This window comes from Herbaspirillum sp. WKF16, from assembly GCF_028993615.1.
In the GTDB taxonomy this organism is placed as follows: Bacteria; Pseudomonadota; Gammaproteobacteria; order Burkholderiales; family Burkholderiaceae_D; genus Herbaspirillum.
The window spans coordinates 4772557-4796128 of sequence record NZ_CP118632.1 but is presented as its reverse complement, the minus strand read 5'-3'; the positions used below and the strand labels follow the sequence as shown (position 1 = coordinate 4796128).

General features: G+C 67.8%; 20 protein-coding genes and 1 pseudogene. 6 read left to right on the top strand and 15 right to left on the bottom strand.

From position 1 onward, the window contains the following. Positions 1-137: 137 nt before the first annotated feature. The 4 genes from Herbaro_RS21620 to Herbaro_RS21605 form a co-directional block, all read right to left on the bottom strand. The gene (locus Herbaro_RS21620; protein WP_275011658.1) at positions 138-797 is read right to left on the bottom strand and encodes a BON domain-containing protein; all 660 of its coding nucleotides are present in this window, start codon (positions 795-797) and stop codon (positions 138-140) included. After that, positions 790-1386: a phosphoheptose isomerase gene (locus tag Herbaro_RS21615; protein WP_275011657.1), complete on the bottom strand. Its 597-nt coding sequence runs from the start codon at positions 1384-1386 to the stop codon at positions 790-792. Before Herbaro_RS21615 ends, Herbaro_RS21620 begins: the two co-directional genes overlap by 8 nt. A 115-nt stretch (positions 1387-1501) precedes the next feature. Further along, positions 1502-1900 carry a YraN family protein gene (locus Herbaro_RS21610; protein WP_275011656.1) on the bottom strand — a complete coding sequence of 133 codons (399 nt, stop codon included), beginning with the start codon at positions 1898-1900 and terminating at the stop codon, positions 1502-1504. A gap of 10 nt (positions 1901-1910) precedes the next feature. Further along, positions 1911-3134, bottom strand: coding sequence for a penicillin-binding protein activator (locus Herbaro_RS21605; RefSeq protein ID WP_275011655.1), 1224 nt, complete (start codon positions 3132-3134; stop codon positions 1911-1913). 13 nt (positions 3135-3147) lie between these two features. Between Herbaro_RS21605 and rsmI the strand changes: the two genes are divergently transcribed. After that, positions 3148-4044, top strand: coding sequence for a 16S rRNA (cytidine(1402)-2'-O)-methyltransferase (gene rsmI / locus Herbaro_RS21600; protein ID WP_275011654.1), 897 nt, complete (start codon positions 3148-3150; stop codon positions 4042-4044). Here the strand turns inward: rsmI and Herbaro_RS21595 are convergent, their stop codons facing one another. The 7 genes from Herbaro_RS21595 to Herbaro_RS21565 form a co-directional block, all read right to left on the bottom strand. Further along, positions 4045-4377 (bottom strand): SMR family transporter, encoded by a 333-nt coding sequence (locus Herbaro_RS21595; RefSeq protein ID WP_275011653.1) that lies wholly within the window; start codon positions 4375-4377, stop codon positions 4045-4047. 70 nt (positions 4378-4447) lie between these two features. Beyond that, a complete protein-coding gene (locus Herbaro_RS21590) occupies positions 4448-5620 on the bottom strand; it encodes a septal ring lytic transglycosylase RlpA family protein (protein WP_275011652.1) in 1173 nt (390 codons plus the stop codon). 131 nt (positions 5621-5751) lie between these two features. After that, entirely contained in the window at positions 5752-6861 is a 1110-nt protein-coding gene (rodA, locus tag Herbaro_RS21585) for a rod shape-determining protein RodA (RefSeq protein WP_275011651.1), read from the bottom strand. A 67-nt stretch (positions 6862-6928) separates the two neighbouring features. Further along, entirely contained in the window at positions 6929-8899 is a 1971-nt protein-coding gene (gene mrdA / locus Herbaro_RS21580) for a penicillin-binding protein 2 (RefSeq protein ID WP_275011650.1), read from the bottom strand. 21 nt (positions 8900-8920) lie between these two features. Further along, positions 8921-9430, bottom strand: a complete 510-nt coding sequence (gene mreD, locus Herbaro_RS21575) for a rod shape-determining protein MreD (RefSeq protein WP_275011649.1) — start codon at positions 9428-9430, stop codon at positions 8921-8923. Then, positions 9427-10482 (bottom strand): rod shape-determining protein MreC, encoded by a 1056-nt coding sequence (gene mreC / locus Herbaro_RS21570; protein WP_275011648.1) that lies wholly within the window; start codon positions 10480-10482, stop codon positions 9427-9429. Before mreC ends, mreD begins: the two co-directional genes overlap by 4 nt. Positions 10483-10760: 278 nt before the next feature. Next, positions 10761-11804: a rod shape-determining protein gene (locus Herbaro_RS21565; protein WP_180666880.1), complete on the bottom strand. Its 1044-nt coding sequence runs from the start codon at positions 11802-11804 to the stop codon at positions 10761-10763. A gap of 371 nt (positions 11805-12175) precedes the next feature. On the opposite strand from Herbaro_RS21565, the gene gatC reads away from it, so the two are divergent. From gatC to gatB, 3 genes are all read left to right on the top strand, one after another. Continuing rightward, positions 12176-12478, top strand: a complete 303-nt coding sequence (gatC, locus tag Herbaro_RS21560; RefSeq protein WP_275011647.1) for an Asp-tRNA(Asn)/Glu-tRNA(Gln) amidotransferase subunit GatC — start codon at positions 12176-12178, stop codon at positions 12476-12478. Positions 12479-12582: 104 nt separating this feature from the next. After that, positions 12583-14049 (top strand): Asp-tRNA(Asn)/Glu-tRNA(Gln) amidotransferase subunit GatA, encoded by a 1467-nt coding sequence (gatA, locus tag Herbaro_RS21555; RefSeq protein WP_275011646.1) that lies wholly within the window; start codon positions 12583-12585, stop codon positions 14047-14049. A 30-nt stretch (positions 14050-14079) separates the two neighbouring features. Next, complete coding sequence (gatB, locus tag Herbaro_RS21550) at positions 14080-15558, top strand: Asp-tRNA(Asn)/Glu-tRNA(Gln) amidotransferase subunit GatB (protein ID WP_275014073.1); 1479 nt, start codon at positions 14080-14082, stop codon at positions 15556-15558. 74 nt (positions 15559-15632) lie between these two features. On the opposite strand, the gene Herbaro_RS21545 is transcribed toward gatB, so the two are convergent. Further along, positions 15633-17300, bottom strand: coding sequence for an NAD(P)H dependent flavin oxidoreductase family protein (locus tag Herbaro_RS21545; RefSeq protein WP_275011645.1), 1668 nt, complete (start codon positions 17298-17300; stop codon positions 15633-15635). A gap of 81 nt (positions 17301-17381) precedes the next feature. Here Herbaro_RS21545 and Herbaro_RS21540 point away from each other — a divergent pair, with 81 nt between their 5' ends. Continuing rightward, complete coding sequence (locus tag Herbaro_RS21540; RefSeq protein ID WP_275011644.1) at positions 17382-18878, top strand: aminotransferase-like domain-containing protein; 1497 nt, start codon at positions 17382-17384, stop codon at positions 18876-18878. A gap of 6 nt (positions 18879-18884) precedes the next feature. Here Herbaro_RS21540 and Herbaro_RS21535 read toward each other — a convergent pair whose 3' ends face one another. Further along, complete coding sequence (locus tag Herbaro_RS21535; RefSeq protein WP_275011643.1) at positions 18885-19817, bottom strand: cupin-like domain-containing protein; 933 nt, start codon at positions 19815-19817, stop codon at positions 18885-18887. Between the two features lie 176 nt (positions 19818-19993). On the opposite strand from Herbaro_RS21535, the gene Herbaro_RS21530 reads away from it, so the two are divergent. Continuing rightward, positions 19994-20884: a TauD/TfdA dioxygenase family protein gene (locus Herbaro_RS21530; protein ID WP_275011642.1), complete on the top strand. Its 891-nt coding sequence runs from the start codon at positions 19994-19996 to the stop codon at positions 20882-20884. Here Herbaro_RS21530 and Herbaro_RS21525 read toward each other — a convergent pair. Together Herbaro_RS21525 and Herbaro_RS21520 are read right to left on the bottom strand one after the other, a co-directional pair. Continuing rightward, positions 20809-22450 (bottom strand): annotated as a pseudogene (locus Herbaro_RS21525) (methyl-accepting chemotaxis protein). The gene Herbaro_RS21530 and the pseudogene Herbaro_RS21525 overlap by 76 nt on opposite strands. 189 nt (positions 22451-22639) lie before the next feature. After that, a complete protein-coding gene (locus Herbaro_RS21520) occupies positions 22640-23563 on the bottom strand; it encodes a DMT family transporter (RefSeq protein ID WP_275011641.1) in 924 nt (307 codons plus the stop codon). Positions 23564-23572: the final 9 nt, after the last annotated feature.

Here is a 23572-nt window from a genome sequence, read left to right as displayed (position 1 = left end):
GCTCCGATGCCGGAAAGAAAACCCGGCCATTATAGCGCCGCGCGCCAAAACCTGCGGCGCCGGTCCGGACGTGAAAACCGCCGGACGGGCCGGCGGTTTGATCTGCATCAGGCGGACATCTGCGCAACAGGCAGCGCTTAGCTGGAGGACTTGTTCTCTTCGGCCGGCTTGCGCTGGTATTCCTGCAGCTGTTCCTCGGTGATGTACTCGAACAGGGTCACGACCTTCTGCACGCCCGATACGCCGCTGGCGATCTTGGCGGCGCGCTGGCCTTCGCGCTGGGTGACGCGGCCCATCATGTAGACGATGCCGCGCTCGGTGGTCACCTTGAAGGCGCTGGAGTACAGGTCCTTGTCGTCCACCAGGCTGGCCAGGACCTTGCTGGTGATCAGCGCGTCGCTGGAGCGCGAGCCGAAGCTGGAGGCCGGGCCCACCTGCAGTTCATCGAACACGGTGTCGACGTTGGAGATGGCCTTGGTTTCGCGCACGGCGGCTTGCCTGGACGCATCGTCGACCACTTCGCCGCTGAGCAGGACCTTGCGGTTGAAGGCCGTCACGTTGACGTGCGAGCCGGCGGCCACGACGTCGGGAATGCGGCTCTCGCCCTTGACGACGATGGACTTGTCTTCGGTCTGCGCGCCCAGGGTGCGGCGGTCGGTCGCCGCGAAGGTGGTCGCCAGCGCACCGCCGGCGAATACCGCGAAACAGCCTTGCAGGCTGACGGCGAGCATGCCGCCCAGCGCCACTGCGGCCAGGGGACGGCGCATCTTTACCAGCAACGATCGTGCTTCATTCATTCGCATCATCTCCAAAAAGCGCGACGTCGATGCCGTCGCAAATGCAGTGCAGGGACACCAGATGGACCTCCTGGATGCGCGCGGTGCGGTCGTGCGGCACGCAGATATGGACATCGGTGTCGTTCAGGATCTTGCCGATCTTGCCGCCGCCCTTGCCGGTCAGCGCCACCACGCGCATGTCGCGCTCGTGCGCCACTTCGATGGCGGCCAGGACGTTGCCCGAGTTGCCCGAGGTGGAGAACGCCAGCAGCACGTCGCCGGCCTGGCCGAAGGCCTGGACCTGCTTCGAGAAGATTTCCATGTAGCTGTAATCGTTGCCGATCGCGGTCAGGATGGAGGTGTCGGTGGTCAGCGCGATGGCCGGCAGCGGCAGGCGCTCGCGCTCGAAACGTCCAACCAGTTCGGCCGCGAAGTGCTGGCTGTCGGCGGCCGAACCGCCGTTGCCGCAGGCAAGAATCTTGTTGCCGTTCGACAGCGCCGTAAACATAAGTTCAATCGCCTGTTCGATCGGCTGCGCCAGCACGCTGGCTGCCTTCAACTTCAGGTCGGCGCTTTCCTGGAAGTGGGCGAGGATGCGAGGGTTCGTCATAGTGGCTGGGATTATAGATGAGTTGGGTAAAGGCCTGCCCGCACAAATCGTAAAGAAAGGTTTCGGGCCGGCGACACCCGCATGATACCGCCGCGCGGGGGCTGCGGCCCAGCGCCTAGGCCTCGATGGCGTTGCGCAGCCATTCCAGGCGGTCGCCGTCGAAGCCGACCACGTCGAAGCGGCAGGGCGGCGGGAAAGAATAGCGTTGCAGGAAGGAATGGGCCGCCACGATCAGGCGGCGCTGCTTGGCCGGCGTCACGCTGGCCGCCGCGCCCCCATGCGAGCTGCCGGCGCGGGCGCGCACTTCGACGAACACCAGCGCGGCGCCGTCGCGCATGACCAGGTCGATCTCGCCGCCCTTGCAGCGGAAATTGCGCTCCACCAGTTGCAGGCCATGCCGGCGCAGGTGTTCCAGCGCGGCATCCTCGGCGGCGTCGCCGGCGCGCTGGCGGCTGGTGCGGACATCGGCCGCGTCATTGGGGGCGCCGCCTCGCAGGATGTCGAGCAGGCCCATCGTCCTGGCCTCAGTACTGGTCGGCGGTGGGCACCGGCAGGCCGTTCTGGAACACCGCCTGGGTTTCCTGGCGCTGGAAATAGGTGGCGCCGCCGCCGATCATGTTCACGTTCAGCCGCCCGGTCACGCCATCCAGGTCGAAGCCGGAGCGCTGCTGGGCGATCTCGTGGGCGACCCGGAAGGCGTCGATGCCCAGCGCGTACAGGCGCGCCAGGTCGGGGTTGGGGCGGTCGTTCTCGCCGGTGGCCGGACGCGGGTAGCGCGAGACGGCGACGTTGTCGGGTTCGAGCTGCCAGGGGATGTCGATCAGCCTGACGCCATCGAGTTCAGGCAGCTTGTCGTTGGGATTGTCGCGATTGAGCGTGAACGGGTTGAGCTGCGAGGTGCCGTAGATCGGCAGTTCGGCGCCCACCGCGCTGCGCAGCTGCACGGCCTGGGCCGAATCCAGGGCGGCGAAGATCAGCGCCGGCCTTTCCTGTTCGATGCGCCTGGCCAGCTGCGCCAGCCCCGGCGCCGAGAGCGCGTTGGCGGGCGTGGTCAGCTCCAGCGTTTCCACCTGCAGGCCGAGCTGGCGGGCGCGCGCCTGGAACGAGCGCGCCGCGCGCTTTTGCCAGGCCACCGAGGTGGCGACGGCGAAGATCTTGCCCGGCGCCTTTTCCTTCTCGACCCAGTTGGCCACCTGGCGCGCCTCGTCGTCGATCGACAGGCCCACCGTGAGCATCATCGGCGGCAGTTGGGCTTCGGCCTCGGCGGGCAGGTCGGGCTGGGCCAGCGCAATGGTGGGCTTGCTCACCCGACCGCTCTGCGCCACCGCGGTGACGGCGCTGCGCGAGAGCGGGCCGATGAGGATGTCGAACTTGGCGGACGCGTCGTCATAGGCGCGCTGCATGTCCTGCACGGTGTCGCCGGTTTCGATCACGGCCAGCTGGATATTGGCCTTCTGGCGCGAATAGGCGGTCAGGAAGCCGGTGCGCACCGCATCGGCGGCGGCGCCGAACATGCCGCCGCGATTGGGCAGCAGCAGCGCCATGCGCACCTGCGCGGGAACCGGTGCGGCAGCCGGATCGGCCGGCGGCGCCGGGTCGGCGCGCAGCGCGGGCGCCGCGGCCTGGGCCAGCAGGGGTACACTGTCGGCTGCCGCAGCGGAACCCGCTGGCAGCCATAATCCGGCGACGCCGCCGGCCAGGCCGACGAAGCCCGCCAGTACGGTCATTTTTTTCAATCCAGTGAACATCCCGCCTCCTCCAATGAATCAGAACTTGAGCGCAGCCGCTTCCATCCTGTCTGATGCCGCCCAGCAAAACTATCCGGTGTCGGCATTATATGTGCTGGCCACGCCCATCGGAAACGCCTGCGACATCACGTTGCGCGCCCTCCACGTGCTGGCCATGGCCGACGCCGTCGCCTGCGAGGACACCCGCAACACCAGCCAGCTGCTGCAGCGCTACGGCCTGTCCAAGCCGCTCCTGGCCGCGCATGAGCACAACGAGCGCGAGGCCGCCGACAAGATCGTCGAGCGCCTGCGCGCCGGCCAGCGCGTGGCGCTGGTGTCGGACGCCGGCACGCCGGCGGTGTCGGATCCGGGCGCGCGCGTGGTCGACGCGGTGCGCGCCGCCGGCCTGCAGGTGGTGCCGCTGCCGGGCGCCTCGGCGGCCGTGACGGCGCTGTCGGCCTCGGGCTTGGCGGACCAGCGTTTCCATTTCGTGGGTTTCCTGCCCAGCAAGACGCGCCAGCGCGAGACCGCGCTGCAGGAGCTGGCGGCGATGCAAGCCGCGCTGGTGTTCTACGAGGCGCCGCACCGCATCGTCGAGACCCTGCAATCGATGCTGCAGGTGTTCGGCCCCGGACGCCAGGTGGTGCTGGCGCGCGAGCTGACCAAGCTCTTCGAGAGCATCCACCGCTGCCCGCTGGGCGAGGCGCCGGCCTGGCTGGAGGCGGACGCCAACCGCCAGCGCGGGGAGTTCGTGGTGCTGGTCGAGGGCGCGCCGCCCAGCGACGGCGACGATGCCGAGGTGGAGCGGGTGCTGCGCATCCTGCTGGAGGAGTTGCCGGTCAAGCAGGCGGCCGCGCTGGCCGCGCAGATCACCGGACAAAAGAAGAACGCGCTCTACGAGCGCGCGCTGGAGATTCGCGACGGCGCCTGATCAGTGCGCCGAGGCCTTGGAAAACACATTGAGCACCACTACGCCGGCCACGATCAGGCCCATGCCGATGATGGCCGGCGCATCCAGCTTCTGGCCGAACAGCAGCCACGCCGCCAGCGAGATCAGCACCACCCCCAGGCCCGACCAGATCGCGTAGGCGATGCCCACCGGGATCGACTTGAGCGTGGCCGACAAGAAGAAGAACGCCAGCCCATATCCCACCACCACCAGCACCGACGGCCACAGGCGCGAGAAGCCGTCGGAGGCGCGCAGCGCCGAGGTGGCGATGACTTCGGAAACGATGGCGATGCCCAGGGCGAGATAGGGATGCATGTGCTTGCTCCGCGTGAGGGGAAAGGGAGGACATCCGGCGCCCGCGTTCGCGGCGCGCCGGAAGGGATGGTCAGCGTTCGACCACGAAGGGCGTGCCGGCGCTGCGCTGGCGCACCATCAAGGCGGCGTTCTGCGCGGCCGGACGGGTGGCGTAGGGGCCGGCGTAGAGCCGGTACAGGCCGTTGACCTGCACCGCCTGCAGGCTGTCGATCACACCCGACAGGCTGGGCAGCAGCTTGTCGCGCGCCTGCAGGGCGTTGGCCTCTTGCGAGTAGGCGCCGAACTGCAGGTAGTAGCCGGCCGACAGCGGCACCGCCTGCGGCATCGCGGGTGAGGGCGCGGAGCCGCTGGCCACCGCGTTGATGATGCCGCCGCCGCCGGCCATGCCGGCGCCGTTGGCCGAGCTCGAGGTGGTGGCGTTGATCGGTTGCACCGCCGCCACGGTAGGCTGCGGCGCCATGTTCTGCGCGCTCACCGAGTTGATCGCGACGGCCCCGGTGGAGACGCCGGCGCCGGTTTCTGCGGCCGCGTTGAGCGGATCGGCCGTCGCCACCTGGGTGCCGTTGCGGCGGGCGTCGGCCATGCGCTGGGCCTCTTCCGGCAGGATGCGTTCGACTTCCAGCTCGCTGCTGCCGCTACCCAGGTAACCCAGCTTGAGCGCCGCGGTGTAGGAGAGATCGATGATGCGGCTGGAGTGGAACGGGCCGCGGTCGTTGATGCGCACGATCACCTGCTTGCCGGTCTTCAGGTTGGTGACGCGGGCGTAGGAGGGGATCGGCAGGGTCGGGTGCGCTGCCGTCATCTTGTACATGTCGTAGAGCTCGCCCGACGAGGTCTTCTGGCCGTGGAATTTCTTGCCGTACCAGCTGCCGATGCCGCGCTGGATGAAGGGCTGGGTGTCGGTCACCGGCACGTAGGTCTTGCCGAACACGACATAAGGCTTGCTGGCCGCCCTGGAGACCGGCTCGACCTGCGGCTCGGCGTCGGCCACGTCGAGCAGGCCGTCGGGGATATGGTCGCCCGGGCCGTCATCCTTGTAGTAGCCGCCGCGACCCGAGCCTGCCGCCGGCAGCGCCGGCGCGTTGTTGGGGCGGGTCGCGCCGCCGGCCTTGGCCGGCGCGCTCGCTTGCGGCGCGCTCTGGCGCGCCGGCGGCGCGGTGCTGCAGGCGGCCAGCAGCGCAGGCAGCGCCAGCGCCGCCAGGCGCAGCGCGCGCCCATATTGTCCGATTGATATTGTTCGCATGGTTGGTCGCATTCCCGATCCTTAAGCAATGCGGCCGTTGTGTCCGGCCGGAATTTTTTCGCAACGATACCAGAGTGCATCGCCGCATGGCTGACAAGCAGTCAGTGGCGCAAGTTCATCGCCGCGGCGGTTCAGGTCTGCACCAGCTTGCGGTGGCGCTGGATGCTCATCAGGATGCCCGTGCCCAGCCCCAGCGTCACCAGCGCGGTGCCGCCGTAGCTCATGAACGGCAACGGCACGCCGACCACCGGCAGGATGCCGCTGACCATGCCCATGTTGACGAAGGCGTAGGTGAAAAACATCATCGTGATGGAGCCCGCCATGAGGCGCGTAAAGAGCGTCGGCGCGTTGGCCGCGATCATCATCCCGCGCCCCACCAGCAGCAGGTACAGCACCAGCAGGACGGTGTTGCCGATCAGGCCGAACTCTTCCGAAAAGACCGAGAAGATGAAGTCGGTGGTGCGCTCCGGGATGAATTCGAGGTGGGTTTGCGTGCCCATCAGCCAGCCCTTGCCGGCCACGCCGCCCGAGCCGATCGCGATGGTCGACTGGATGATGTGGAAGCCTTTGCCCAGGGGATCGGAGGTGGGATCGATCAGCATCATGATGCGCTGGCGCTGGTAGTCGTGCATGAAGGACCACACCACCGGCAGGCTGGCCGCCCCGGCCACGAACAGGCCCAGCAGCACCTTCCAGGGCAGCCCGGCGAAGAAGATCACATAGAAGCCCGCGCCCAGCACCAGCAGGCCGGTGCCCAGGTCGGGCTGGCGGATGATCAGGAAGCCGGGGATCACCAGCAGCAGGGTCGCCACCAGGAAGGCGTCCCAGCGCAACATGCCCTCGCGCTTCTGGAAGTACCACGCCAGCATCAGCGGCATGGCGATCTTCATGATCTCGGAAGGCTGCACCACCACGCCGATGTTGAGCCAGCGGCGCGAGCCCTTCTTGATAATGCCGAACAGGGCCACGGCGATGAGCAGCGTCACCCCCACCGTATAGACCGGTACCGCCAGCCGCAGCAGCAGCTGCGGCGAGACGTTGGCGGCGATCCACATGACGATGAAGGCGATCAGGATGTTGCGCAGCTGGTCTTCCACCCGGCCCGGGAAGTTCATGCCGGCCGAGTATAGCGTGACGATGCCCACCGACAGGATCAGGAACACGATCAGCGACAGCGCGCCGTCGAACACCGTCAGGTGCGGCTTGATGAGTTGCCACAGAGGGGGGCGTTGCAGGCTCATGCCGGCTCCTTGAACGCGGCGCCGGCACCGAAGCGGCGCGCACGGGAATGATAAACGAAGGCCATCCTCACTCCTGCACGTCCGGCTGGACGGTCGGGGTGTTGCCGGCGTCGTCGGCGGTCGGGCCCTCCACCGGCTGGTCCGAGGTCACGGCCTCGGCCGGCGCCACCGACTTGATCGGCTCGTTGGGTTTCTTGCCCAGCATGAAGTAATCCATCGCCTTGCGCACCAGCGGCGCGGCCACGCCGGCGCCCCAGCCGCCGTTCTCGACCACCGCGGCGATCGCGATGCGCGGCGCGTCGGCCGGCGCGAAGCCGATGTACAGGCCATTGTCGTGGTAGATGCGCGAGAGCTTCCTGGAGTCGTACTTCTGGTTCTTGGCGATGTTGACCACCTGCGCCGTGCCGGTCTTGCCGCCCGACTCGTAGGGCGCGCCGCGGAAGGCGGCGCCGCCGGTGCCTTCCTTGACCACACCGACCATGGCGCGCTTGATGAAGTCGATGTTTTCCTGCTTCAGCGGGATACGGTAGCTTTCCTTGGGCACGGTCTCGGTGCGCTCGTGGGTCACGCCGTCCTCGATGATCTTGACCAGGTGGGGCTTCATCACCACGCCGTTGTTGGCCAGGATCGAGGTGGCCTGCGCCATCTGCAGCGGGGTGAAGCTGTTGTAGCCCTGGCCGATGCCCAGCGAGACGGTGTCGCCGGCGATCCAGCGCTTCTGCTCCGGCTTGCGGAAGGAGGTGCGCTTCCATTCGGTGGAAGGCAGGATGCCGCGCTTCTCGTGCTCCAGGTCGATGCCGGTGATCTGGCCGAAGCCGAAGGGCTTCATGAAGTCATGGATCGCGTTGACGCCCATGTCGTTGGCCAGCATGTAGTAATAGGTGTCGCAGGAGATGGCGATCGAGCGGTACATGTCGACCACGCCGTGGCCGCCTTCCTTGTCGTCGCGGAAGCGGTGGTTGCCGAGGATGAAGTAGCCGGGGTCGCGGATGGCGTCCTGGGGGCGGCGCTTGCCCAGTTCCAGCGCGGCCAGCGCCATGAAGGGCTTGTAGGTCGAGCCGGGCGAATAGGTGCCGGAGAGCGGGCGGTTCAGGAGCGGCCGGTCGGGCGACTTGTTCAATTCGTCCCAGCTCTGCTGGTCGATGCCCTCGACGAACAGGTTGGGATCGTAGGATGGCTGCGAGACGTAGGCCAGGATGTCGCCGGTGGCCGGGTTGATCGCCACCAGCGCGCCCTTCTGGTCGCCGAAGGCTTCTTCCACCACCTTCTGCAGTTCGATGTCGATCGACAGGATCAGGTTCTTGCCCGGCGTGGCCGGCGTGCGCGAGAGCGAGCGCACCGCGCGGCCGCTGGCCGAGATCTCCACTTCCTCGTAGCCGGTGGTGCCGTGCAGCTGGCTCTCGTAGCTCTTTTCCAGGCCTTCCTTGCCGATGTAGTCGGTGCCGTTGTAGTTGGCCTCGTCGTCGGAATCGGCGATGCGCTCGGCGTCGCGGGCGCTGATGCGGCCGATGTAGCCGATCACGTGCGCCGCCGTCTTGCCGTAGGGGTACTGGCGGAACAGGCGCGCCTGCACCTCCACGCCCGGGAAGCGGTAGCGCTGCGCGGTGAACTTGGCCACTTCCTCGTCGGTCAGGCGGGTGCGGATGGGCACGCTCTCGAAGTTCTTGGATTCTTCCTGCAGGCGGCGGAAGCGGCGGCGGTCGCGCGGCTGGATTTCCACCAGCGTGCCCAGCTCGTCGATGAGGTCGTCGATATTGCTGCGGATCTTGGAGGGCGTGATTTCCAGCGTATAGGCGGAGTAATTGCGCGCCAGCACCACGCCGTTGCGGTCCAGGATCAGGCCGCGGTTGGGCACGATGGGGACCACCGAGATGCGGTTTTCCTCGGCCTGCGCGGCGTAGGCGTCGTGGCGCACCACCTGCAGCCACAGGAAGCGCGCCAGCAGCAGGCTGAAGCAGACCAGCACCAGCACGCTTCCCGCGAGCAGGCGCAGCCTGAACAGCTTGAGCTCATGCGCGGTGTTCTTGAATTCGGTCATGCGGAGTCAGTCTCAGGACCGTCAGATGGGGCGGTTGGCGTCGCGGTTGATGGCGCGCCGCTGGGGCGCCAGGAGCAGCAGGCTCACCACCGGCCACAGGATGGCCGAGATGACGCTTTCGCTGAAATAGAACCAGTGCGGGAACTTGCCGGTTACCAGCAGCTGCACCAGCAGCTGCACCGCCTGCGTGAGCAGCAGCAGCGGCAGCACGTGCAGCGCCTGCGTGCGCAGCGGGAACCACAGCACGCGGCGGTGGATCATGATGGCGAAGTAGGACAGCAGGGTGTACGCCAGCGCGTTCTCGCCCAGCAGCGTGGCCTCGTTGACGTCCATCAGCAGGCCCATCAGGAAGGCGATGCTGATGCCGACCTTGCGCGGCTGGTGGATGCTCCAGAACACCAGCGCCAGCGCCACGAAGTCGGGCACGCCGACGATCTGGCCCCAGGGCATCAGGTTGAGCAGGAAGGCGACCACCAGGCTGAACGCGATGAACAGCGGGTTGGCCGGCAGGAGGATGTAATGATCGTTCATCGTGCGGATTCCTTGGCGGCCGGCTTGGCCGCGTTCGCCGGCGCCGCAGGGGCGGGCGCCGGAGCGGCGACGTTGGCCGCGCCCTTGCGCTCGTCGACCGGCTTGTCCTTGGGCGTGGCGTTGGCGTCGTCGGCGGAGGTGTCGCGGGTGCTGTCGCGCAGGCGGCGCTTGAACAGCTTGGCGGATTTTTCGTCGGTCACGTCAGGTTCGGGACGCGGCGGCAGGTTCTGTTCCACCAGCAGGATCAGCAGCTGGCGATGGCGGTCGATGCCGGCCAGCGGCTGGCAGACGATGCGCGCGAAGGAGTCGGCCGAGCGGGTCTCCATCAGCACCACGGTGGCCACCGACAGGCCTGGCGGGTAGACGCCGTCGATGCCCGAGGTGACCAGCGTGTCGCCCTTCTGGATGTCGGCGTTGGCCGGCATGAAGCGCAGGTCCAGCGCGCCGGTCTGGCCGCGGCCGTAGGCCACGCTGCGCAGGCCGTTGCGCAGCACCTGCACGGGGATGGCCTGGTCCTTGTCGGTCAGCAGCGTGACTTCCGAGGTGAACGGGAAGACGCGCGTGACCTGGCCGACGATGCCCACCTCGTCGATCACCGGCTGGCCGGTGGCCACGCCCTGCTGGGAGCCGCGGTTGAGGATGATCTTGCGGGTGAAGGGGTCGCGCGCGTCGTACAGGATCTCGCCCACGATGGACTTGACCGGCACCTTCTGCTGCATGTCCAGCAGCTTGCGCAGCTGCGCGTTCTCGGCCGCCAGCTGGCGCTCCTGCTGCATCAGCTGCGAATTGACGATCTGCTGCTGACGCAGGCCCTGGTTTTCCTTCTGCAGCGCGGAGACCGAGGTGAAGTAGTCTGCCACGCTGGCGGCCGCGTCGCGCGGCACCATGGCCACGGTCTGGAACGGGTAGAGGACGGCGCCGATGCCCTGGCGCACCGTGCCCAATACATGCATGCGGGCGTCGACCACCAGCATCACGATGGACAGCAGGGCGAAGACGGTGACGCGAACGCGGGCCGAGGCGCCCTGCTTGAAGAGTGGTGGGATTTCCATGGCGTCAGGCCGCCCGCAGCGGCGCAGGATGCTGATCCTGCGGCCGGCTGCAGGAGGGCGCACTCACTTCCTGCGTCGAAAACGATATGAAAAGGGGAGCCGGATCGCCCGTGCGACGGTCCGCCAGCCGAGCCTTCGCCGCGGGCGCAATGATGTTGCGCGCCTGAGGGAAAGTCGGAGTGAACTGCGTCATATCGAACGTATCGGTTCCCCGGAAAACCGGCGCCTTGCGGCTGCCGGCGGTGCTGCTGGCCGGCGCAGGGCCGGCCGCGGGAGGCTTACTCGGACGAGAAGATCGAACCCAGCTTGTCCATGCGGTCCAGCGCCATGCCCGAGCCGCGCACCACGCAGGTCAGCGGGTCTTCGGCCACGATCACCGGCAGGCCGGTTTCTTCCATCAGCAGGCGATCCAGGTCGCGCAGCAGCGCGCCGCCGCCGGTCAGCATCATGCCCTTCTCGGCGATGTCGGCGCCCAGTTCCGGCGGGGTTTGTTCCAGCGCGTTCTTGACGGCCGACACGATGTTGTTCAGCGGATCGGTCAGCGCTTCCAGGATTTCGTTGCTGGAGATGGTGAAGGAGCGCGGGATGCCTTCGGACAGGTTGCGGCCCTTGACTTCCATTTCCTTGACTTCCGAGCCCGGGAAGGCCGAGCCGATTTCCTTCTTGATCGCCTCGGCGGTCTGTTCGCCGATCAGCATGCCGTAGTTGCGGCGGATGTAGTTCACGATGGCTTCGTCGAACTTGTCGCCGCCCACGCGCACCGAACCCTTGTAGACCATGCCGCCCAGCGAGATGATGCCCACTTCGGTGGTGCCGCCGCCGATGTCGACCACCATCGAGCCGGTGGCGTCCGAGACCGGCAGGCCGGAGCCGATCGCCGCGGCCATCGGCTCCTCGATCAGGTAGACCTGCGAGGCGCCGGCGCCCAGGGCCGATTCGCGGATCGCGCGGCGCTCCACCTGGGTCGAGCCGCAGGGGACGCAGATGATGATGCGCGGGGAGGGACGGAACAGCTTGGAGTCGTGCACCATGCGGATGAACTGCTTGAGCATCTGCTCGGTGACCGTGAAGTCGGCGATCACGCCGTCCTTCATCGGGCGGATCGCCTCGATGTTGCCGGGCACCTTGCCCAGCATCTGCTTGGCTTCCTTGCCCACCGCCTGGATGGTTTTCTTGCCGTTGGGGCCGCCCTGTTGACGGATCGCCACCACCGAAGGCTCGTCCAGGACGATGCCGTGGCCGCGCGCGTAGATCAGCGTGTTCGCAGTGCCCAGGTCGATCGCCAGGTCATTCGAGAAGTAACTACGTAAAAATCCAAACATGAATTGTCCTGATGCGCCCTCGCGGGGCGCCTAGCTTTTTGATAGGGGGGGTGTTCGTTCATGACCGCGGCGACGCGAAAAACCCGCGCCAGCAAGGCATTAATCCGACATTCTACCTTATAATTCCACAGAAACCAGCAAGCAGAACCGCCAAAACTTCCCGATCTTCGGGGCCGCCCGGCGGCCATTTGGCGCGGTTTTCTCGACTTTTCGGCCGCGAGGTCGAAGACCCCGGAGACGCGTCGCGCGAGAAGGCGATCCCGGCCGCGGCCGCACCACGGAAACCTTCTTCCAGCGGGGCTTGCGGCGCACCCAACTGCTTGTCAACCGTCTTTCAACATTACGTGGCGCCCTTCGCGCGCCCTTCGACCATGTCACTAGCCCTTTCCGACGTCAAACGCATCGCCAATCTTTCCCGCCTGGAGCTGACCGACGCCCAGGCCGGCGAAACCTTGGAAAAGCTCAACGGCATCTTCGCCCTGGTGGAGCAGATGCGGGCCGTCGACACCGCCGGCGTGGAGCCGCTGTCGCACCCGATCGCCGCCATCGAGCCGGCGCTGGCCCTGCGCCTGCGCGAGGATGCGGTGACCGAGGGCAATCGCCGCGAAGACTACCAGCAGCCCGCCCCGGCGACCCAGGACGGCCTGTACCTGGTGCCCAAGGTCATCGAATAAATTCGGAAACGGGCCGCCGGATCGACGCGGCCCCGTCACGACACCGGGGCCGGCGCATTTGGCGGCGCCCTCAGCAACGCAAGACACGCAGCGACATCACATCCATGCACAAGCTCACTCTCAAAGAATTGTCCGCGCAGCTGCAAGCGCGCAAGATTTCCGCCGCCGAACTGGCGACGCTGTTCCTCGACCGCATCGAGGCCAGCGATCTCAACGCCTTCCTGCACGTCGACCGCGAACTGACGCTGGCCCAGGCGCGCGCCGCCGATGCTCGCCTGGCCGGCAACGACGCCGGTCCGCTGACCGGCGTCCCGATCGCCCACAAGGACATCTTCGTCACCCGCGGCTGGCGCACCACCGCCGGCTCGAAGATGCTGCAGAACTACGTGAGCCCCTTCGACGCGACCGTGGTGGAACAGTTCAACGCCGCCGGCGCGGTCACGCTGGGCAAGCTCAACTGCGACGAATTCGCCATGGGCTCGGGCAACGAGAACTCCTTCTACGGCCCGGTCAAGAACCCTTGGGACAAGGTCGCCGTGCCGGGCGGTTCCTCCGGCGGCTCGGCCGCCGCCGTGGCCGCGCGCCTGGCGCCGGGCGCCACCGCCACCGACACCGGCGGCTCGATCCGCCAGCCCTCGGCGCTGTGCGGCGTGACCGGCATCAAGCCCACCTACGGCAGCGTCTCGCGCTTCGGCATGATCGCCTTCGCCTCTTCGCTGGACCAGGGCGGCCCGATCGCCAAGACCGCCGAAGACTGCGGCCTGCTGTTGAACGCCATGAGCGGCTTCGACGAGCGCGACTCCACCAGCCTGCAGCGTCCGAAGGAAGACTTCAACCGCGCGCTGGACAAGAGCCTGCAAGGCTTGCGCATCGGCGTGCCCAAGGAATTCTTCGGCGCCGGCCTGGCCGCCGACGTCGAGCAGGCCGTGCGCGCCGCGCTGGCCGAGTTCGAGAAGCTGGGCGCCACGCTGGTCGACATCTCGCTGCCCAAGACCGAACTGTCGATTCCCGTGTACTACGTGATCGCGCCGGCCGAAGCGTCGAGCAACCTGTCGCGCTTCGACGGCGTGCGCTACGGCCATCGCGCCGCCGACTACAAGGACCTGGCCGACATGTACAAGAAGTCGCGCGCGGAAGGCTTCGGCGAGGAAGTGAAGCGCCGCATCCTGGTCGGCTCCTATGTGCTCTCGCACGGCTACTACGACGCCTACTACCTGCAGGCGCAGAAGATCCGCCGCCTGATCGCTCAGGACTTCCAGCGCGCCCTCGAAGGCCCGGACCGCCAGTGCGACGTGATCATGGGCCCGGTGGCGCCCACCGTCGCCTGGGATCTCGGCGACAAGACCAACGACCCGGTAGCCAACTACCTGGCCGATATCTTCACGCTGTCCACCAGCCTGGCCGGCCTGCCGGGCATGTCGATTCCCTGCGGTTTCGGCCAGGGCGAGAAGAACGGCAAGCGTCCGGTCGGCCTGCAGATCATCGGCAACTATTTCGACGAAGCCCGCCTGCTGAACGTGGCGCACCAGTTCCAGCAAGCGACCGACTGGCACCTGCGCGAACCGGCATAAGCCGCGCGCCCCAGTCAACATCAACGCAGAATCAGCAAGGACAACATCATGCAGTGGGAAGTCGTCATCGGCCTCGAAACGCACACCCAGCTTTCGACGCAATCCAAGATCTTCAGCGGCTCGTCGACCCGTTTCGGCGCCGAGCCCAACACCCAGGCCAGCCCGGTCGACCTGGCGCTGCCGGGCGTGCTGCCGGTATTGAACAAGGGCGCGGTCGAACGCGCCATCCAGTTCGGCCTGGCCATCGGCGCCACCATCGCGCCGCGCTCGGTGTTCGCGCGCAAGAACTACTTCTATCCGGATCTTCCGAAGGGCTACCAGATCAGCCAGTATGAAATCCCGGTGGTCCAGGGCGGCAAGATCTCCTACGTGCTGGAGAAGGACGGCAAGAGCGAGATCCGCAGCTTGCAGCTGACCCGCGCCCACCTCGAGGAAGACGCGGGCAAGTCGCTGCACGAGGACTACCAGGGCATGTCCGGCATCGATCTCAACCGCGCCGGCACGCCGCTGCTGGAGATCGTCACCGAACCCGACATGCGCAGCGCCGCCGAGGCGGTGGCCTACGCCAAGGCGCTGCACTCGCTGGTGATGTGGCTGGGCATCTGCGACGGCAACATGCAGGAGGGTTCATTCCGCTGCGACGCCAACGTCTCCGTGCGCCCGGTCGGTCAGCAGGAATTCGGCACGCGCTGCGAGATCAAGAACCTGAACTCCTTCCGCTTCATGGAAGATGCGATCAACTACGAAGTGCGCCGCCAGATCGAGCTGATCGAGGACGGCGGCACCGTGGTGCAGGAAACCCGTCTCTACGATCCGGACAAGAAGGAAACCCGTTCCATGCGCAGCAAGGAAGACGCGCAGGACTACCGCTACTTCCCCGACCCCGACCTGCCGCCGCTGGTCATCGCCCAGGAGTGGATCGAACGCGTGCGGGCCACCATGCCGGAACTGCCGGGCGCGATGCGCGAGCGCTTCGTGGCCGACTACGCGCTGCCCGACTATGACGCCGCCGTGCTGACCCAGTCCAAGGCCATGGCGTCCTACTTCGAAGCCGTGGTGGCCGCCGCCGGCCGCGACCAGGCCAAGACCGCCGCCAACTGGATGATGGGCGACGTCGCCTCGACGCTGAACCGCTCCGGCACCGACATCGCGCAGTCGCCGGTATCGGCTGCGCAGCTGGCGTTGCTGATCCGGCGCATCGCCGATAACACGATCTCCAACAAAAGCGCCAAGGAAGTGTTCGCGGCGATGTGGGAAGCCGGTTCCGACAAGGACACGCTGGCCGACGACATCATCGAAGCCAAGGACCTCAAGCAGACCTCCGACAGCGGCGCGCTGGAAGCCATCGTCGACCAGGTGCTGGCCGCCAACGAGAAGTCGGTAGCCGAGTTCCGCGCCGGCAAGGAGCAGGCCATCAATGCCCTGATCGGCCAGGCCATGAAGGCTTCGCGCGGCAAGGCCAATCCGGCCCAGCTGACCGAGCTGCTGCGCAAGAAGCTGGCCGGCTGATCCAGGCGTCGGCCCGCAACGCAAAAAGCCGCATCCGGGGATGCGGCTTTTTTTTCGGCGCGGCGACGCCGACCCTATTGGCCAGGCAATCCGATCAGGATGTCCTCGTAGAAGGCGCCGATGGCCAGCTCCGGGTGGCGCAGCTGGATCTCCAGCACCCACACCGCCTCGCCCGGCACGATGTCCATCTCGGCCAGCCTGGCCGGCCCGAACAGCGCGTGCGGGAAATCCGAGACGCGGTGGCCGGCCAGGTTGCGCTCCAGCGCCCAGCCGCCGCGCATGGCTTCGTCCTGCGCGAAGTCGTACAGCTCGCGGCCGGTGAGGCCGGTCTTCCAGGCCTGCCTGGCGGCGCTGAAAACGTCGCGCGCGGCCTGCGCGCAGGCGCGGTGCAGGCGGTCGTCGCCGAACACGAAGGTGTCGCCGAAATCGCCCTCATAGCCATCCCACACCGGGCCGATGTCGACCACCACGATGTCGCGCTCGCGCAGCGCGCGTTGCTTGCGCACGCCCTGGCGCGGCGTGCGCACGGTGTCGTCGCCGAAGCGGATGTAGGTCGGGTGCCAGGTGTGCGAGGCCCCCATGTCGCGCAGGTGGCGGTCGGCCATCTCCAGCGCCTGCGCGGTCGTCATGCCCACGCGCAGCTTGCCGGCGATCTGCGCGACCGCGCGTATCGACTGCTCGCGCGCGGCCAGCATGCCATCCAGGGAATAGCGCGGGCCAACCCGCTCCAGCACGGGATCGAGACTGCCAGGCGCCATCGGCGCGCTGCTTGCGCCGGAGGGGACGAAGGCTTCCGTCACCAGCTCATGCGAAGCCACGCCCCACTCGCCGCAGCCCGCGCGCACCGCGGCGATCATCGCCGGATTGCCGCAGGCATAGACGCGCGCTGCCGGCCAGTCGTACCGGTGGCCGTGGGCCGTGTCCTGCACATGGCCTTCGACGCCGAACCAGCGGAAGCGGGCATTGCGCGCGGCCAGCGCATCGAGGAAGGCGCGGTCGTAGAAATCGCCGGCCTCCTTGCCGCCCCAGTACAGCGTCACCGGCGACGATGCGCCGGCATCCGCCAGCGCCGCCAGCAGGATCGGCTTCACGCCCGCGTAGCCGGTGCCGGTGGCCAACAGCACCAGCGCCGACGCGCCCGAGGCCTGCCAGGTGCAGGCGCCGAAGCCGCCCTCCAGGCTGAGCCGGTCGCCGGCCTGCAGCGCGTCCAGCATGGCGTGCGAGAAACGCCCGCCGCGCACGCGCCGGATATGGAATTCGAGCCGTCCGTCGTCGTCCCGGGGCAGGTTGGCGACCGAGAAGCAACGGCTGCTGCCGTCCTCCAGGTAGAACTTCATGTATTGCCCGGGGCGGATCTCAGGCGACTGTCCCGGCGCCGGCTGCAGCAGCAGGCGCATGATGTCGGCGGCCAGCGCGCTCTTCTCCAGCACCGTGGCCTCGAAGCGCAGGGCCTGCGTTTCCAGCGACCAGCCGGGGATGTCGATGCGCATGTCGCCGCAGGCGTGGCTTTGGCACAGCAGCATCTCATTCGCGGCCAAGGAATAAGGCGTACCCAGCGCGGCGTAGGGCTCGGCGCGATGGCGCCCCGCCAGCACCCGCACCTTGCAGCAGCCGCATTCGCCGCGGCGGCAGGAAAAGGGCACCGCCACGCCGGCGGCCAGCGCCGCGTCCAGCAGCAATTCGTCGCCGGCCTCGAAACGCTTGCCGCCGTCGCCGATCTCAATGACGTGTCTGTCCCGCACCTGATCCTCCGTTGTTCATTCGATGGGGGGATTGTGCGGCTAGAATAGGACCGTACAAACCTCCAGTTTTCGAAAGTTCACATGGTCCAGATGAGAAACTGGCGCATCCTGCTCGACCTCGATCGCGCCTCGCCCGCGCTGTCCTACCGCGACATCCTGGGCGGCCTGTCGCGCGCCATCAGGGACGGCCGCCTGCCGCCCGGCGCGCCGCTGCCGGGCACGCGCGAGATGGCCCTCATGCTCGGGGTGAATCGCAAGACCGTGATCGTGGCCTACGAGGAAGCCGTCATCAAGGGCTGGCTGGTGAGCCGCCAGCGCAGCGGCACTTTCGTCAGCGACGCCTTCGACGCCGGCGCCGCGCCGCCCGTCGCGCGGCGCGCCGGCCAGCGCAGCTTCCTGCCGCCGTTCCGGTCGCCGTCCCTGCCGGCCTACTTCGACGGCCTGCCGCCGCATGGACGCATCCAGGACGGGCGCATGATGTACTTCGACAATGGCGCGCCCGACCATCGCCTGCTGCCGCAGGCGGTGCTGCATCGTCACTACCGCAATGCGATGCGCGACAGCCTGCGCTCCGGCGGCGTGCGTTACGGCAATCTCGAAGCGGAGCAGCAGCTGCGCGCGGCGCTGGCGGGCATGCTGGGCGCCACGCGCGCACTGGCGGTCTCGCCCGATTGCATCTGCGTCACGCAGGGCACGCAGATGGCGCTGCACCTGGCCGCCGCGGCGCTGATCCGGCCCGGCGATACGGTGGTGATGGAGCGCCTGAGCTACCCGCCGGCCTGGGCCATCTTCCGTGCGCTGGGCGCGCGGGTGGAGGTGGTGGACATCGACGCCGACGGCTGCGTGGTGCAGCAGGTCGAAGACCTGTGCCGGCGCATGCCCATCCGCTTCATCTACCTGACGCCGCACCACCAGTTCCCCAGCACCGTCAGCCTGCGCGCCGACCGCCGCGAGAAGCTGCTGGCGCTGGCCGCGCAACATGCGTTCTCCATCATCGAGGAAGACTACGACCACGAATACCACTTCGCCGGCCGCCCCTATCCGCCGCTGGCCAGCGGCCCGCGCCAGCGCAGCGTGATCTACGTCGGTTCGCTGTCCAAGCTGCTGGGCTCGAGCTTTCGCTGCGGCTTCGTGGTGGCGCCGCCCAACCTGATCGGCGCGCTGGAGAAAAACCAGCGGCTGCTCACCAGCCACGGCGACGCCGTGATGCAGAAGATGCTGGCCGCGCTGATCGCCGGCGGCGAGCTGCAACGGCACGTGCGGCGCAGCAGCAAGCACTACCGCGCGCGCCAGGAAGTGCTGCTGGGGTGCCTGCACCGCAGCTTCGGCGCGCTCGCCGCGACGCGCCCCCCGGAGGGCGGGCTGGCCTTGTGGGTGACCTTTGGTGAAGAGGTCGACGTCGACGCCATGGCGCGGCATGCCGTCGATGAGTCGCTGTTCGTGCGCAGCGGCAGCCAGTTCTCGCCCACGGGCGAATCCATCAACGGCCTGCGCCTGGGGTTCGCATCGATGTCGGCCGACGAGCTGGCGCGCGCGGTGGCGCGGCTGCACCGGGCCTGGCTGCGCAGTCGGGAGTGAGGCGCCTCAGCCGGCGCCGGATAGCGCCAGCGGAAGCGCCCTGGCCCAGCGGTTGGCCGAGAGCGAGAAGCTCAGCGACCTGACCTGGTGGTACCAGCCCGCAGGCAGGTAGAGCAGCTCGCCGGGCTGCATCACGCATTCGGTCAGCGCCGCCTGGCGGGCCAGCGGGAAGCGTTCGTAGTCGGGCCGGTCGGGGTCGAAGGGCGAGCCGAACAGGATGGCGTTGGCCTCCCTGGGATAGAGGAATTCATCGTGATGCGGCGGCGCCAGCCAGATGCGCTTGCTGCCCCAGATCTGCGCGAAGATGTTGTCGTCATAGTCGCAGTGCAGCGGCGTCACGGTGCCGGCCGGGCCGATCCAGAAGCGCGGCGGCCCCATCTTGTCGAACCAGCTGGGCCAGTGGCACAGCGCGTTGAGCTCGCGCAGCTCCAGGTTGCCCAGGTAAGGGGGCAGCTCCTGCGCGCCGCCGGCCACCAGATCCAGGTAATCGAGCAGCGACATATCCTGCATCGCCCGGTCCGGGGCGAAGGCGGTATTGATGTAGTCGCCGGTGCGCGCCCGCACCGCCAGCCGGCCGAAGCGCTCGCGCAGGCCGGCCGGCGTGAGCGCCGACAGCGGCCACTTGCCGACCAGGCCGGTGATGACGAAGGGCAGGCCCAGCGCCGCGCGGGCGCGGAACGCCGCGGCGCCGGGCGGCCTGATGCGGGGCACTTCTGAGATCGCCGGCAGCGCGCCGCCGGCGCGCCTGATGTCCCGGCGCATCTGGTCGATCGAGGCGACGCCGCGCACCTGCGCATCCTTTTGCTCGCGCGCCTGTTTCCGGGCGGCCACTTCGGCCTCCGACATGCCCGCCCAGGACGGGCGCGGCGGCAGCTCGCGCGCCGCCTGCCGCGGCTGCGGCAGCGGGATTTGATCCAGGTCGGGGTCGGGCTTGTCCATGGCGCGTATTGTAGCGTTGCGCAAGGTCGGGGTTGGGCAAGGTAGACGACGGGCGAATAAGGATATGCGTTCTTATTCGTTGTCCGCATGATCGGCCGGGAGTGTAATGAATGCTTTTCGCTGCCGGGCCTTTTCCTGTGCCGTCGGCGGCCATTCACGCAAGCTCAGGAGCTGACATGTCGCTGGATACCCTGGAACGCGCAAACGCCTCGCGCCAATCGTTCGAAATCCGTCCGCTGGGCGGTCCGCTGGGAGCGGAAATCATCGGTCTCGACCTCAACCGTCCGGTCGCCGACGACGAGCTGGCCGGCATCCGCGCCGCCTTCGTCAGGCATGGCGTGGTGGTCTTCCGCGACCAGCGCATCACGCCCGAGCAGCACATCGCATTCAGCCGCCGTTTCGGCCCGCTGCAGGTGCACGTGCTGAACCGCTTCCACCTGAAAGATCATCCGGAAATCCTGATCGTCTCCAACGTGGTGGAAGACGGCAAGCCGATCGGCCTGGTCGACGCCGGCGCCGACTGGCATTCCGACCTCTCCTACATGCCCAAGCCCAGCCTGGGCGCGCTGCTGCACTCGCAGGAGCTGCCGGCCGAGCGCGGCGATACGCTGTACGCCAACACCGCCGAGGCCTACGACACGCTTCCGGCCGAGGTGAAGAAGCTGCTGGAAGGCAAGCGCGCGGTGCACTCCTACGTCTATCGCTACGAACGCCTGCGCAAGCTCTCGCCGTGGCGCCCGGATCTCACGCAAAAGCAGATCGACGAGGTGCCGCCGGTGGAGCATCCGGTGATCACCACCCATCCCGAGAGCGGGCGCAAGATCCTGTTCGTCAGCGAAGGCTTCACCTCGCACATCGTCGGCATTCCGCGCGACGAGAGCGATGCACTGTTGAAGGAGCTGCATCTGCACATCACCCGCCCCGACAACGTCTACACCCACAAGTGGCAGCCGCACGACATGGTGTTCTGGGACAACCGCAGCACCCAGCACTATGCGGCCATCACGCCGCAGCACCTGCGCCGCACGCTGTACCGCACCACCGTCGAAGGCGACGTGCCGCGCTGATCACGCCGCCGGCGCAGCGGCGCGCCCGCCTTCCAGGCGGAACACGCTGACCGCTTCCGACAAGGCCGCCGCCTGGTCCTGCATGGACTGCGCGGCGGCCGCCGCTTCTTCCACCAGCGCCGCGTTCTGTTGCGTGGCTTCGTCGATGTGGGTGATGGCCTGGTTGACCTGCTCGATGCCGTCGCTCTGCTCGGAGCTGGCCGCGGTGATCTCGCGCACGATGTCGGAGACCCGCGCCACGCTGGCCACCACCTCGCTCATGGTGTCGCCGGCCTTGGCCACCAGGCGGCTGCCGTCGTCCACCTTCGCCACCGAATCGTCGATCAGCTGCTTGATCTCCTTGGCCGCCGCCGCCGAACGCTGCGCCAGCGTGCGCACCTCCGACGCCACCACCGCGAAGCCGCGCCCCTGCTCGCCGGCGCGCGCCGCTTCCACCGCCGCATTGAGCGCCAGGATATTGGTCTGGAAGGCAATGCCGTCGATCACGCCGATGATGTCGGCGATCTTCTGCGACGAGGCGTGGATCGCGCCCATGGTTTCCACCACCTGATCCACCACGTCGCCGCCCTGGGTCGCGATCTCGGAAGCCGAGGCCGCCAGCTGGTTGGCCTGGCGCGCGTTGTCGGCGTTCTGTTTCACGGTCGAGGTCAGCTGTTCCATCGCCGAGGCGGTCTCCTCCAGCGAGCCGGCCTGCTGTTCGGTGCGGGCCGAGAGGTCGAGGTTGCCGGTGGCGATCTCGCGCGAGGCGTTGCTGATGGTGTCGGTGCCGCTGCGCACGCGGCCGACGATATCGAGCAAGTTGCCGTTCATGGTGCGCAGCGCCGCCAGCAGCTTGCCGGTCTCGTCCTGCGCGTCGCTGGTGATGTGCGAGGTGAGATCGCCCGCCGCCACGTTCTCGGCGATCGCCACCGCCTGGTTCAGCGGCCGCGTGATGCTGCGCGTGAGCAGCCAGGCCAGCGCGGCGCCGAGCAGCAGCTCGATGCAGCCCAACGCGATCAGCATGCTGCGCCCGGAGCGATAGTTGTCGTCGATGCTGGTGGCGGCGTCGTCGATGAATTTCTTCTGGAACTCGGCATAGCGCTGCACGCTGTCGGCATAGCCATCCATCATCTTGACCAGCGTGGCGTCGGTCATCTCGCGCGCCCGTTCGACGTCGCCGGCCTTCTTCATGTCGAAGATCTTCTGTCGCGTGTCGCGGTAGACGGCGCGCAGCTTGCCGACCTCGTCGAACAGGCGCTTTTCCTCGGGATCGTTGATGGCGGACTCGACCCGCTTCTGCAGCTGGCTGACCTTGTTCGACTCGGCGTCGATCTGTTTCTGGAAATATTGCTGGAAGGCCGCGTCGTCGCTCTTCATCACCGCGAAGGTGCGCACGCCGTTTTCCTTGATCGCGGCATGCCACTGCACCGCGTCGCGCTCCTTCTTGAGCGCCACCTTGACCATGTCGTCGGTGGCGTCGCCGATGTCCTCCAGGCGCCATACCGCCAGGCCCACCATGATGGCCATCAGGGCCAACAGGGAAACAAAGCCGATGCCGAGGCGCACGCCTATCCTGAGGTTTTTCATCCCGTCTCCCATTCTCTTGGCTGCGCGCCGTTTTACTTGTAGTTGGTGTGGCGGCGCGCCTGTCGTTATCCGGCTAACGATATAAACAATATCGCGGCCTCGATTGAGCCTAACACAGCAATGGCGGTTTGCGTCCCGGCAGGCGGATGGAAAAATGCCGTGCTGTTGTATTGCCGTATGGCCGCGCGCTCAGGGCGCGTCGCGGCGCGCACCCATGTTGCGGGGCAACAGCACGCACAGCGCCGCGCAGAAGATCAGCGCGAAGCCGCCCAGGTCGGATAGCCCGGGACGCTCCCCCAGCAGCAGCACGGCCCCGGCCACGCCTACCACCGGCACCAGCAGCGTGCCCAGCGCCGCCACGCCGGCCGGCAGGCTGCTGATGATGTTGAACCACAGGATGTAGCCCAGCGCCATGCCGAAGACGATGTGGTAGGCCAGCGCCACCAGCACCGCGTTGTGCACCGCATGCCAGTTGGGCCAGTGCGGCATGCCTTCGAAACTGAGCAGGCCGGTGAGCGCCACCAGTGCGCCGATCAGCAGTTGCCAGGCGGCCACCGCCAGCGGCTCGGCCGAGATGCGCGCCCACTTGGTGTAGATGGTGCCGGCGGCCCAGGTGAAGGCCGCGCCCAGCGCCAGCAGGATGCCGCGCGGCAGCCCGCCCCCGGCCAGCGGCGCCAGCAGCAATGCCAGTCCGCAGGCGCCCAGCAGCAGGCCGGCAACGCGCACGCGATCGAGCCGCTCGCCCAGCGCGAAGCGCGCCAGCAGCGTGGCCCACAGCGGCATGGAGTAGGTGATGATGGCCACCCGCGAGGTGGCCGCGCCCAGCTGGGCGAAGGTGAGGAGGATGTTGAAGGCGGCGATGTTGAGCACGCCGGCCACGGCGATGTGCAGGCGGTCGCGGCCGGCGCGCACCGCCAGCTTGCGCCGGCGCGCCAGCCCCAGCGCGAACACGGTGCAGGCCGCGGCGCCCAGCCCGATGCTGCGCAGGCCCCAGGGCGACACGCCCGACAGCGCCACCTTCACCGCCGGCCAGTTCAGGCCCCACACCACGCCGAGGAGCAGCAGCAGGATCCGCGCCCGGCCGGCGTGGGGAGCGGTGGCGGCAGTCGTCACGTCAACGGC